This window comes from Marinobacter alkalisoli (assembly GCF_045449795.1).
Taxonomy (GTDB): Bacteria; Pseudomonadota; Gammaproteobacteria; order Pseudomonadales; family Oleiphilaceae; genus Marinobacter.
This window is the reverse complement of the sequence record NZ_JBJJLB010000042.1, coordinates 1-12,698: the sequence shown is the minus strand read 5'-3', so window position 1 is coordinate 12,698 and position 12,698 is coordinate 1. Positions and strand designations below refer to the sequence as shown.

9 protein-coding genes are annotated in these 12,698 nt (G+C 59.5%); 7 read left to right on the top strand and 2 right to left on the bottom strand.

Annotated features, from left to right (window positions below; translation table 11 throughout):
- Positions 1 to 378: 378 nt before the first annotated feature.
- Genes ACJO3M_RS17250 through astB form a run of 5 tightly spaced genes read left to right on the top strand, consistent with a single transcriptional unit; the run spans position 379 to position 6,602 of the window.
- Positions 379 to 1,602, top strand: a complete 1,224-nt coding sequence (locus ACJO3M_RS17250; protein ID WP_407002628.1) for an aspartate aminotransferase family protein — start codon at positions 379 to 381, stop codon at positions 1,600 to 1,602.
- A gap of 41 nt (positions 1,603 to 1,643) precedes the next feature.
- Positions 1,644 to 2,660: an arginine N-succinyltransferase gene (gene astA, locus ACJO3M_RS17245; protein ID WP_407002626.1), complete on the top strand. Its 1,017-nt coding sequence runs from the start codon at positions 1,644 to 1,646 to the stop codon at positions 2,658 to 2,660.
- Between the two features lie 34 nt (positions 2,661 to 2,694).
- On the top strand, positions 2,695 to 3,783 hold the full coding sequence (gene astA, locus ACJO3M_RS17240; RefSeq protein ID WP_407002625.1) for an arginine N-succinyltransferase: 1,089 nt from the start codon (positions 2,695 to 2,697) through the stop codon (positions 3,781 to 3,783).
- A complete protein-coding gene (astD, locus tag ACJO3M_RS17235) occupies positions 3,764 to 5,239 on the top strand; it encodes a succinylglutamate-semialdehyde dehydrogenase (RefSeq protein ID WP_407002624.1) in 1,476 nt (491 codons plus the stop codon). The genes astA (ACJO3M_RS17240) and astD overlap by 20 nt, the downstream gene beginning before the upstream one ends.
- A gap of 22 nt (positions 5,240 to 5,261) precedes the next feature.
- Entirely contained in the window at positions 5,262 to 6,602 is a 1,341-nt protein-coding gene (gene astB / locus ACJO3M_RS17230; protein WP_407002623.1) for an N-succinylarginine dihydrolase, read from the top strand.
- Between the two features lie 43 nt (positions 6,603 to 6,645).
- On the opposite strand, the gene ACJO3M_RS17225 is transcribed toward astB, so the two are convergent.
- Positions 6,646 to 7,305: a TetR/AcrR family transcriptional regulator gene (locus ACJO3M_RS17225; RefSeq protein WP_407002622.1), complete on the bottom strand. Its 660-nt coding sequence runs from the start codon at positions 7,303 to 7,305 to the stop codon at positions 6,646 to 6,648.
- Positions 7,306 to 7,469: 164 nt separating this feature from the next.
- On the opposite strand from ACJO3M_RS17225, the gene ACJO3M_RS17220 reads away from it, so the two are divergent.
- Both ACJO3M_RS17220 and ACJO3M_RS17215 read left to right on the top strand, forming a co-directional pair.
- Entirely contained in the window at positions 7,470 to 8,549 is a 1,080-nt protein-coding gene (locus ACJO3M_RS17220) for an efflux RND transporter periplasmic adaptor subunit (RefSeq protein WP_407002621.1), read from the top strand.
- Positions 8,549 to 11,575 (top strand): efflux RND transporter permease subunit, encoded by a 3,027-nt coding sequence (locus ACJO3M_RS17215; RefSeq protein ID WP_407002620.1) that lies wholly within the window; start codon positions 8,549 to 8,551, stop codon positions 11,573 to 11,575. Before ACJO3M_RS17220 ends, ACJO3M_RS17215 begins: the two co-directional genes overlap by 1 nt.
- Positions 11,576 to 11,591: 16 nt before the next feature.
- On the opposite strand, the gene astE is transcribed toward ACJO3M_RS17215, so the two are convergent.
- Positions 11,592 to 12,638, bottom strand: coding sequence for a succinylglutamate desuccinylase (astE, locus tag ACJO3M_RS17210; RefSeq protein WP_407002619.1), 1,047 nt, complete (start codon positions 12,636 to 12,638; stop codon positions 11,592 to 11,594).
- Between the last annotated feature and the right edge of the window lie 60 nt (positions 12,639 to 12,698).

Here is a 12,698-nt window from a genome sequence, read left to right as displayed (position 1 = left end):
TATTTTTGTTGGACCCACTTCAAAGTAGTTACGAATCTGTGACATTTCAAATAAATTTGGTCATTAATTAGACGAATGTCTATACACGTAATTCGTTGCTTTACAGGCATCTGCGATTCGCAGTTCAGAGTAACGTTGCATTATGACCTCCAAAAGTACTGATCTGAGTGCTATAACGCTCGCTTCCCCTGATGTCGGGGGCGTCAGTTGGAAGTCACGGATCGTGATCGGATCGCCGGAATTGATATTATTTTCTGACACGTGGGAGAGGAGTAGGTAACAGTCAGGTGTTGCCCGGGCGGATGTGCTCATGCCCTGAGTGGCGTATGATAAATACAGCTTTCTATCTTTGAACCGTTTTAGAGAGAACCCGACCCGATGAACAGAGAACCCGTCAGTCGCGAACTGTTTGATGAAGTCATGGTACCCAATTACGCTCCCGGCTCGATTATTCCGGTGCGCGGGGAAGGCTCCCGTATCTGGGATCAGGAAGGCCGTGAATTCGTGGATCTTCAGGGCGGCATTGCTGTGACCTGCCTTGGCCATTCCCACCCCGGGCTGGTGGGTGCATTGACGGATCAGGCCGAGAAGCTCTGGCACCTGTCCAACGTCATGACCAACGAGCCCGCTCTTCGCCTGGCCAAAACCCTGTGTGATCTGACCTTTGCCGAGCGGGTGTTTTTCGCCAATTCCGGCGGGGAGGCCAACGAGGCTGCGTTCAAGCTCGCCCGTCGTTATGCCTGGGAACATTTCGGTCCTGAAAAGAACGAGATCATCTCTTTCACCAGTTCCTTCCATGGCCGCACCCTATTTACGGTCAGCGTGGGTGGTCAGCCGAAATACCGGGAAGGATTCGAACCGGCACCCGGTGGTATTCAGCATGCCACGTTTAATGATCTGGAATCGGTCCGCGAGCTGATCTCCAAGGAGAAAACCTGCGCCATCGTGGTGGAGCCGATCCAGGGTGAGGGTGGTGTTATGCCTGCAGACCCCGAGTTCCTGAAAGGCCTGCGCCAGCTCTGTGACGAGAACGATGCTCTGCTGGTATTCGATGAAGTGCAGAGTGGTGTCGGCCGTACCGGTTACCTCTATGCCTATGAAATGTATGACGTGATTCCCGACATCCTGTCCAGCGCCAAGGGCCTGGGCGGCGGGTTCCCGGTGGCGGCGATGCTGACCACCGCCAAAGTGGCCGCGAGCCTGGGTGTCGGCACCCATGGCAGCACCTACGGCGGCAATGCACTTGCCTGTGCCGTTGCCCAGAAGGTCATCGACACTGTCAGCCAGCCGGAGATTCTCAAAGGCGTCAAAGCCCGCTCCGAGCACTTGCGTAAAGGCATGATGGAAATTGGCGAGCGTTACGGCGTGTTCAGCGAAGTTCGCGGGGCCGGTTTGTTGCTGGGCTGCGTTCTCACCGAGAAGTGGCAGGGCAAGGCCAAGGAGTTCCTGAACGCGGGTCTGGACGAAGGTGTGATGGTGCTGATTGCCGGCGCCAATGTGGTTCGGCTGGCGCCGTCCCTGATCATTCCGGAATCTGATATCGAGGATGCCCTGGCGCGTTTTGAGGCGGCCGTAAAGAAGGTGACCAAGACCGATAAATAACACCGCCTGCAAAACAGTCAGCTATTAATAAGGGAGGCCTTATGTGGTTGGTCCGTCCGGTTAAAATGGATGACCTGCAAGGTGTACTGGGCATCTCCGGCAAGCAGGGGGCCAGGCTTTCGTCGACCCTGCCAAAACAGGAAGACGCGTTAGCGGCCAAGATTGAACATTCCGTTCGCTCCTTCGCTGGAAAAAGCGGATCTGGCGAGTCCGCGCGCTTTCTGTTTGTGCTTCAGAACACTGACACCGGCAGAATTCATGGCGTGGCCGGTATCGATGCCAGAGCCGGTAATGGTCAGCCTTTCTACAACTACCGCCGGGATGCGCTGATTCACGCGTCCCACGAACTGGGGGTTTCCCGGCGGGTCGAAGTGCTGTACCCGTCCCACGCGTTGACGGACGCCTCACTGCTGTGTGCGTTCGCCATCGATCCCACGCTGAGAGGCACCGAGGCCTTCGAGCTGCTGTCCCGTGCCCGCCTGATGTTTATCGCCGAGCACCGGGAGTGGTTCAGCGGTCGCATGGTGGTGGAAATCCAGGGTGTCCAGACCAGCAGCGGAGAAGTGCCGTTCTGGGACAGTCTCGGTCGGCATTTCTTCAACATGGATTTTGAAACCGCGGACCAGCACTCAGGCCTGCTCAGCAAGACCTTTATTGCGGAGCTGATGCCGCCGAACCCGGTCTACGTCACCCTGCTGTCCAGTGCCGCCCAGGAAGCGCTCGGCCAACCCCATGAACTCACCAGGCCTACCTACGAACTGCTGCAGCATGAAGGCTTCAGTGCTGGTTGCTACGTGGATATCTTCGATGCCGGCCCGGTGCTTGAGGCCCGTACGGACAGCCTCAGAACCGTGGTCACCAGCCATCGCGCCGTGCTCCATGCCAACCACGATGATGAGGGCGATACCTGTCTGATTTCCGCAGGGCGCGGGGGCACGTTCCGCTGCACCTTGACGCCGGTCGGGGAAACCCTCAGGAAGGAAATCAGGGTGCCGGTGAAAACCTGGAAAAACCTGGAGTGCAGCTCCGGCGATGACGTGAGGATTGCACCGCTATGACCATCCGGAAGTTCACACGTTCAGGGAGGCGTCCATGCTGGTAATCCGTCCGTTGCAGGAATCCGATCTGGATGCGTTGTACGACATGGCCCAGAACGCGGGAAAGGGGTTAACTACCCTGCCTGCCGACAGGGCGTTGCTCGAGCGCAAGATTAACCACGCCAGGGAAACCTTTAACCAGCGGTGTGCCCCCGAAGCGGGCCTGTACCTGTTCGCCCTGGAGGACACCGAGATCGGGCGCTGTGTCGGTATCAGCGGCATCCAGGCACGGGTGGGACTGGATGAGGTGTTCTATAACTACCGGCTTAGCGTGACGGTCAACGCCTCGCGGGAGATGGGGGTGCACGTGCGCACACCCACGCTGCATCTTTCCAATGACATGACCGACACCACTGAAATCTGTTCGTTGTTGCTGTCCGACAGCCACCGGGGCGGCGGGAATGGGCTGCTGTTGTCGCGCTGTCGCTTCATGTACCTGGACAGCTTCCACAAGCATTTTTCGGAAAAGGTGTTTGCGGAAATGCGTGGCGTGTCGGACAAGCAGGGGCGTAGCCCACTGTGGGATGCCCTGGGCAGCCAGTTTTTTGATATGGAGTTCAGCGAGGCGGACATGTTGTCGGGGCTGGGCAACAAATCCTTTATCGCGGAGCTGATGCCGAAGTACCCGATTTACCTACCGATGCTGCCGGACGCGGCCCGTGCCGTGGTGGGTCGGGTTCACGACAACACTGCGCCGGCTCTGAAAATGTTGCAGGCGGAAGGGTTCAACTTTAACGGCCTGGTGGATATTTTCGATGGCGGGCCCGTGGTGGAGGCCTTTGTCCATAACATCCGCACCGTCAGGGAGACTGTGAGCCGGCACGTGCTGATCAGCCATAAGCCAATGGACCTGGATGTGGCGGAGTCAGGGCGGGTAATGGTGTCCAACGTCTCGTTCCGGGACTTTCGGGTAACCACCATACCCGCGGAGTGTATCGGACCCGATACTGTCACTTTGTCCCGAGAGGTTGCGGACATCCTGCTGGTGGAATCCGGAGATCAGGTTCGTCTCGCCCCGTTAAAAGACAGCACATTCAAGATTCAAGTACCGGGAGGTGCACGTTATGGCAAACCTGACAGGTGAATTGTTTATTGATGGGTTATGGCTGCAAGGCCACGGCCGTCAGTTCGAGTCGATCCAGCCAGTTACCGGGGACACTGTATGGGAGGGTGGAAGCGCCAGCCTGGAGGATGTGGATGCAGCCATTCGCGAGGCTCGCAATGCCTTTGTAAAGTGGCGCCGCAAGTCGTTCGTTGAACGCAAGGCTCTGGTGGAAGCATTCGGAGAGAAGCTGGAGGAGCACAAGGAAGAACTGGCTCACCTGATCGGCCAGGAAACCGGAAAACCGCTGTGGGAGTCCCGCACGGAAGTAGCGGCGATGATCGGCAAGATCGGCATTTCCGTGAAAGCTTACAATGAGCGCACCGGCCATTCGGAGTCCGAAGTCGCCGGCGGTCAGGCGGTGTTGCGTCATCGGCCCCATGGCGTGGTGGCGGTTTTCGGCCCTTACAATTTCCCCGGGCACCTGCCCAATGGCCATATTGTGCCTGCCTTGCTGGCCGGTAACACCGTTGTCTTCAAGCCCAGCGAGTTAACCCCGGGGGTGGCTGAGTTTACGGTGAAAATGTGGGAGCGCGCAGGCGCGCCGGACGGAGTAATCAATCTGGTGCAGGGCGCAGCGGCAACCGGTAAGTCTCTGGCCAGTCACCCGGGCATAGATGGCCTGTTCTTTACCGGTAGTTCCACGGTTGGCCATTTGCTGCACGAGCAGTTCGGAGGTCAGCCGGAGAAAATCCTGGCCCTGGAGATGGGGGGCAACAACCCACTGATTGTTCAGGATGTGGCTGACATGGACGGTGCTGTTCATCATGCTTTGCAGTCCGCGTTCCTGTCGGCGGGGCAGCGTTGTACCTGCGCCCGTCGCTTGCTGGTTCCCAAGGGTACAAAAGGGGATCGCTTTATTGAGCGATTGACGGAAGTCGCCGCCCGTATTCAGGTGGGTGAATTTGATGCCGAACCGCAGCCGTTCATGGGTTCCGTCATCTCCGCCGAAGCGGCAGAGAAACTGCTGGCGGCGCAGGGCAACATGATTGAAAAAGGCGCCCGTTCTCTACTGGAGATGAAGCAGCTCAAGCCTGATACCGGCCTGTTGTCTCCTGGTATCCTGGATGCGACTGGTCTGGACGTGAGTGACGAGGAGTTTTTCGGTCCGTTGTTGACGGTCTATCGTTACAAGAGTTTTGACGAGGCACTGGAGCTGGCCAACAATACCCGTTACGGCCTGTCCGCCGGTATTCTCACCGACGATCGCAAACTCTATGAGCGGTTAGCGGATGAAGTGCGGGCCGGTATCGTCAACTGGAACCGCCCGCTGACCGGCGCCAGCAGCGCGGCGCCTTTCGGAGGTGTGGGCGCCAGCGGCAACCATCGCCCCAGCGCCTATTACGCGGCGGATTACTGCGCGTGGCCCATGGCCTCGCTGGAAGCGAAGAAGAGTGAGGTACCGGACAGCCTGGCGCCCGGGTTGAGCTTTGATTAATCAACGATTGATGGACTGACACATGCCCAAGCACGCGGTAGAAGCCAATTTCGATGGTCTGGTTGGCCCCACTCACAATTACGCCGGCTTGTCCTGGGGTAACGTGGCATCCAAGTCTAATGTGAATGCTGCGTCCAACCCCAAAGAGGCAGCGCTTCAGGGCCTGGCCAAAATGAAGCGGCTGGCGGACCGGGGGTACGTTCAGGGCGTTTTGCCTCCCCACGAGCGGCCCCACATTCCCACCCTGAAGGCACTGGGGTTCACCGGATCAGATAAGGCCGTGCTGGAAGCTGTTGCCAGGGAGAATCCCTCAATTCTGGCTGCGGCATCGTCTGCGTCGGCGATGTGGACCGCCAACGCGGCCACCGTGTCACCCAGCGCCGATACCTCCGACCATCGGGTGCACTTCACGCCGGCCAACCTGAGTGCCAAGTTCCACCGTTCCATCGAGCATGTGGTGACCGGCAGGGTACTGAAATCCATTTTTGCGGATGATGCCTGGTTTGCCCATCATCCGGCCCTGCCTTCGGTCAGCCACTTTGGCGATGAAGGAGCGGCCAACCATACCCGTCTGTGCAGCCGTTACGGTGAGCCGGGCGTAGAATTGTTCGTCTACGGTCAGGTGGCGTTCAACGAACAGGCTCCGGCGCCGGTGAAGTACCCAGCGCGGCAATCCCTGGAGGCCTCCCGGGCCATTGCCCGCCTGCACGGCCTGAATGATAGCCACGTGGTCTTTGCGCAGCAGAATCCGGCGGCCATTGATGCCGGCGTGTTCCATAACGATGTGATTGCCGTGGGCAACGCCAACACCCTGTTCTACCACGAAATGGCCTTTCTGGAGGAGGAGCAGGTGCTGGCGGATATCCAAAGCCGGTTAACCGGCGCCGAATTGCAGGCAGTACGCGTCAGCAGCACCGAAGTGCCCATTGAGGATGCGGTGAAATCGTACCTGTTCAACAGCCAGTTGCTGAATACCAACGACGGCATGTTGCTGGCGGTTCCGGGAGAGTGCCGTGAGGTGCCGTCTGTCAGCCGTTATCTGGATGACCTGATAAAAGGCGATGGCCCGATCACCTCGGTGGAGGTGTTTGACGTCAAACAGTCCATGCGCAACGGTGGCGGCCCGGCGTGCCTGCGTTTGCGAGTTGCGCTGAACGACGACGAACTGAAAGCCATGCATCACGGCGTGTTGATGAACGATGCTCTGTATGAGCGCCTGACCAGTTGGGTCGAAGCCCATTACCGTGAAGAGCTGGCGACGGAAGATCTGGCGGACCCGATGCTGCTGGATGAAGTCCGCAAGGCCCTGGACGAACTGACCGGTATTCTGGGGCTGGGGTCCATCTACGACTTTCAGATTTGAGTTGTTTTGTCGGATTACGCCTGCGGCTAATCCGACAATATTCTTAAGAGGCAATAGAAGAAGTCAGCATGTCCATCGTGTGACGAATCAATGCGTCTGCGGAGAAATCCGTAGGCGCGTGCGGGGATTCGTCGCCTTCCCGTTCCGCCATTTCACTCTGACACAACAGGATCACGCCATGGAGGGCGCCGCGAAGGTACAGTGCGGTTTGCTCGGGATTGCGAATCCGGTCGCGATTCAGGGTGCCATCCTCCAGACCCAGGCGGATGGCCCCTTCCATAAGCTCCATCAACCCGGATTCCGAGCACATCATGTCCATGGCTTGTTGTTCATCGGCCTCTGTCATGGCGGTGGAGGCCTTGGTCAGTGCTGAAAAATAATCCGGTTCTTCCAGGTAAAACTGGTAGTAGGCCTCACCCATTGCAGTGATCTGTGCCAGGCCCGTGGTGGCGGTATCCCGCGCTTGCTCGAAACGGCGGCACAGACTTTCCCCTGCACGCAATATGATGCTGCGCTGGATTGCCGCCTTGTCCTTGAAGTACACGTACAGCAACGCCCGGCTCAGGCTGGCAGTGCGGGCGATGTCGTCCATGGACGTGCGGTCGTAACCTTTTTCCGAGAATACCAACTCAGCGGCATCCAGGATGGCGTCGTAACGGGCCTGCTTTTCCCGCTCCCTGCGTGTTTTCAACTTCTCGCTCATTCTCGTGTCCGGTCGGTGGAAACTGCACTGTCATCATACCTTATGACAGATAAAAACTGATTATTGACAATTTGTCAAAGAATGACATTATGTCTTATAGCAACGATTGCTTGCAGGGATTCCGGGGCAGACAAACATTACAAACACGGAAGGAAGGGCCGGCCATGAATCCGAATAGAATCATCATCAAACCTTTTCTGATTGCGGCCGTCGTGCTGATCATGGCGGGCTGCAAATCCCAGGAAACTTCACCCGGGAGCGCTGTTCAGGCTGTCTCCGTTCGAACGGCGGAAGTGGCGGGCGGCCAGACCGAGGGAATTCCACTGAGGTTTTCCGGGATTATCCGTGCCACCCAGAGAGCCACCCTGACGTTCCAGGTAAGCGGAACCCTGCGTGAGCGCGATGTGGAGCTGGGGCAGGAAGTCTCCGAGGGTGATTTGTTGGCGCGGGTGTATAACCCGGCCCTGGAGCCGGCCCGTGATTCGGCGCGGGCCCGGCTGGACGAACTGAATACCCAGTACGACCAGGCCAAACGGGAGTGGGAGCGTTCCAACCGTTTGCACGAACGGGGGGTGGTTTCCGAACAGACCCTTGAGCAGCTCGCTGCCCGCCGTGATGGCTTGCGGGCCAGTGTCGCGACCGCCCGCGCTTCCCTGGCGGAGGCGTCGCGCTTACTGGAAGAAAGTGTGCTGAAGGCGCCGTTTAACGGTCGGGTGGAGGCGGTGCTGGTTGAGCGGGATGAGTTTGTAGCTGCCGGCCAGCCAGTGATCAGGCTGTCTTCCCCCAAAGGGCGGGAAGTGGAGGTCCGGGTGCCGGCCTACATGCTGAGCCACGTCAGCCTGGGGCAACTGTTACCGGTATGGTCGGTACAGGACCGGAACCGGGCGCCGGAAACCGGTTCCATTGTTGAAATTGCACAGGCAGGGGGCATGCGGGGCGAGCTGCACCCGGTACTGGTGAGCCTGCCCGCTGATACCCTGGAGCCGGGAGAACCGGTTGAAGTGGGCATCACCCCGACCGAGGTGGTGGCCACCACGGTTCCCCTGTTGTCCGTCATGAAATCCCCCAGCGGTGCCAGTGTGTTTCGAGTGGCGGATGGCATTGCGCACCGCGTGCCAATCAGTGTCCAGCGGGTGATCGGCGAACGCGTGGTGGTGGATGCCGAAGGCCTTGCGCCGGGCGATCAGGTCATATACGCGGGCATGACACGGATAACCGATGGTGACGCCGTGGAGGTGCACTGATGGCTTCCCGCTTGCTGAACTGCCAGCGTTTGCTGGGCATGGTGGTGGTCATGCTGTGCCTGTTGGGCATTGCGGCCTACAGCACCATGCCCCGGCAGGAAGATCCGTCGTTTCCCTATCGTGCCGGGATGGTGACCGTGAACTATCCGGGCGCCAGTGCGGATGCAGTGGAACGCCTGGTGCTGAATCCCCTGGCGGATGAGTTGCGGCAGGTGGAAGAAGTGGACTTCACCCAGGCCACCGCGCGAACCGGGGTCGCCATCGTCCAGGTTCGCCTGAACGACACCATATACGACACCGACTCTGCCTGGGACCGGGTGCGTCAGGCCATGGACCGGGCCAGGCTCGACTTCCCCGATGATGTCGGGCAGATGTCCCTGGACGACCGCTTGATCGATATCCCCGCCATCGTGCTGGCGGTGGGCGGCTCCACCTCGGTGACCGAACTGAGCAAGGTGGCTGAACGCCTGAAGCGGAACCTGGCGGACATCCCCGGTGTTTCCAGGATTGAACTGGAGGGGGATGCCGACGAGCAGATCACCCTGGCCCTGGACGACGCCGCCATGTTCCGCCTGGGTATCTCCCCAGCCCGGGTTATGGAAACCCTGTCACGGCGAAACCAGACCATTCCCGGCGGCTTTGTCGTGGTGGATGGCCGTCGCATGTCGGTATTGCCCAACAGCGAATTTGCGGATATCGACGCCATACGCGCGACCCCCATCGAACTCCCGGACGGCTCACAGGTACCACTGGCGGCTGCCGCCGAGGTGTGGCGCGGGCCGGAAGAACCACGGCAGCCCGAAACCTGGTTTGACGGTGAGCGGGTAGTGCTGGTTTCCGTCATTATGGAAGAAGACTCCACCGATGCCATTCGCTTCGGTGAGCGGGTGAGGGAACGGCTGGACGCCATACGTGGTGATTTTGCTCCGTACCAGTTACGGGAAATGTTTTTCCAGCCCGACAAGGTGGAGCAGCGCCTGGATAATCTTGCCTGGAGCCTGGTGTTGTCCGTGCTTATTATCGTTGCCGTGGTATTTACCGGCATGGGCATCCGCATGGGGATTCTGGTGGCCTCCATCCTGCCGATGGTGGCGTTGATCAGTATTGGCCTGTATGACCTGGGCGGTGGTGTGCTGCATCAGATCGCCGTAATTGGCATGGTGATCTCCCTCGGTATCCTGATCGACAACGCCATCGTGATCGTCGAGAGCATCCAGGGGTATCTGGATAATGGCATGCGCCGGCTCGATGCCCTCAGACAATCGGTCCGTGAGCTGGCCGGCCCCCTCGGCGCCTCCACCGGGACCACGCTGGCGGCCTTTGCGCCGTTATTATTGTCCAAGGGTGGAACCGCGGACTTCACCCGGGGCGTCCCGGTGATGATCATGCTGACGCTGTCGGTCAGCTATCTGTTAGCCATTTCCGCCGTGCCATTGCTGGCTGCGCGATTCCTCAAGCCTCGCAAAGCCGTAGGGCAGGGACGTCTGGTGGGAGTGGCCCGGTTCCTTGGTGGACTGGTCTATCGCATGCCCGGGAAGCTGATGCTGGCGGGCCTGGTTCTGGTGCTTATCAGCCTGGCGTTGACGCCGTTTATGAAGCAGCAGTTTTTCCCCAACGCCGACCGACCGCAGGTGATCGTGGAACTCTATATGCCGGAAGGCACTGACCAGGAACGCACCTCCGCCGTGGCTGCCAATCTTGAGCGGGCCATCCGTGAGCGACCGGAAGCCGTGCGGATTCACCGCTTCACCGGATTTACCGGACCGAGCTTCTATTACAACCTGCAACGTTCACCCCAGGCGCCTAACCGGGGTCGCACCGTGGTGTCGACACCGACGCTGGCCGACACCACCGAGTTGATTCCGTGGATCCGCGAATACGCCAACAGTCATCTGCCGGAGCTGAACCTGTCGGTGGGTATCCTGGGGCAGGGGCCGCCCCGCGCCGCACCGGTGGAAGTCAGGGTTTATCATGCTGACGATGACACCAGAGCGGAAGCCGTGGAGCGGGTATTTTCGGCTTTGCGACGAGTCGAAGGCACGGTGGACGTGCGTCACGATCTGGATATTGGCGTACCCAGCATTGCTATCAACGTGGATGACGCGAGTGCAGCGCGATACGGTATCAACCGTTCTGATGTTGCCCAGGGGCTTTATGGGCAGAGTTTTGGCGTGGTCGCAGAGCAGTACCGCCAGGAGGAAGATCCTATCCCCCTGGTGCTGCGATCCAGGGAGGGTACCGGCCTGTCGCTGTCACGCCTGTTGTCGATCAACATCTACAACGATCAGGGCGACGCCGTGCCCCTGTCGGCAGTGACGTCGGTGGAAACGTCCTGGGAGCCGGCAGCGCGCTACCTGCGCAATGGCGTGCGAATGAACACCGTCACCGCCAACCTGCTGACCGGATACAGCTTCAGTCAAGCCCTGCAGGGGCTGGAAGCCGCACTGGAAGACAACCCGCTGCCGCCGGGAACGCGATTGAATATGGGCGGTGACGCGGAGGGCTCCGACGATGCCAACAATGCCCTGCTGACAACCGCTCCGATCGGCATCTTGCTGTTGCTGTTCTTCCTGCTGATCCAGTTCAATTCGTTCCGCCGCGTGGGCATCATCCTGCTGACCGTACCGCTGGCGACCGTTGGCATCTTCCCCGGCCTGGTGCTGTCCGGATCGCCGTTCGGGTTCCAGTCGCTGCTTGGGGTGATTGCCCTGGTGGGCATCGTGGTGAACAACGCCATCGTGCTGCTGGACGTGATGGACCGACAACTGGAAAAAGGCGAGGGCATTCGTGAGGCAGTACGCACCGCAGTGGAACAGCGCACGCGGCCGATCCTGCTGACCACCGCGACCACTGTGGCTGGCCTGCTGCCGCTGGCATTCTCCAGCTCCACACTGTGGCCGCCTATGGCCTGGGCCATCATCTCCGGCCTGCTGGCCTCCACCGTGCTGACCCTGCTGGTCATACCCGCGGTCTGCAGCAAGGTCATCCGCTGCCGGGTCGCCGAACCCGAGAACGCACCGGCATAAACGACTACAGGCGGAATCAGGCCCCGAGCGTTTGCCGGGGCCTGATCAGCAACCCGACCCGCTGCCCCACCGGCACATTCCGGTTGGGAAACACAATCGACTCCGGCGAAGGCCCCACCCGATACTCCGTTTCCGCATCCTCCCAGATCAACGTTCCGGGAGCGTACTCGGTGAAATTGGACACATCATCCGGAACGTGGAAACGGAAACTGTCGCCAGTATTGATGATCTCATGCACCACTTCGAAGATGGCCAGGTAATCGTGAGGCGGCCTGGGTGGAACCGGTGGTAGTCCACTCATACGACGACGCAGGGCATCGCCAATGCCGGTGAACCGACTCAGATCATTCTGACCAAAGGGCCGGACCTTCCCCAGCTCCACCGTGAAACTCTCCGCCTTCAGCACAGAAGACGAAAACGACGAAAACGTCGTCCCCTCCCGGTGCTGCAGCAGCAACGTCTCAACCCCGGCCTCCAGCAAAAAATCACACTGCGCCTTGGGCGCTTCCCGCCCCGTCACAAACGGGTACAACGCAAACTTCTCCCGCCGGGATGGCCGAATCGCCGTATGCAAATCATAGTGAAACAGATTGTTGGGATGCAGCGTCGCAAACTGCCGACAAACCTCCTCCAGAAACTGCGCCCGGGCCGCCTCGGGCAACCCCTGGTAAGCATCTTTTCCATGAGCGCCATGAAACAGCCGGTTCATATTCGCATCGACAAACCGGTCACCGGACACCATCGCTGGCGGATTGCCCAGAATCAGCAGCACCGGACAGGCCAGCGCCCATTGTCCGTTCAGCAACTCCGTCACCAGACCGTTCAACACCTCAATAGGCGCGGTTTCATTGCCGTGGACCCCGGCAGAGATGATCAATGCCTCATGGTTGGGATTAGGACGGTCTTCCGGAGGGCAGAGTTCGAGAACTCCAGTAGCTCGACGAAGGGCGCGAGTGCCATCTGGCAATTGGGTTTTGATTTCGGGAAGCGGATTAGTGCAGTTGGCGAGTGTATGGGCCAACCAGTCGGGATGAGCATCAAAGAGGCAATCACTGGCTTTCATAGAATCCCCGCAAAGAGTCTGGGGTCAGCCGGCAGGAGCGCCTCCCGGGAATCTTGAAGG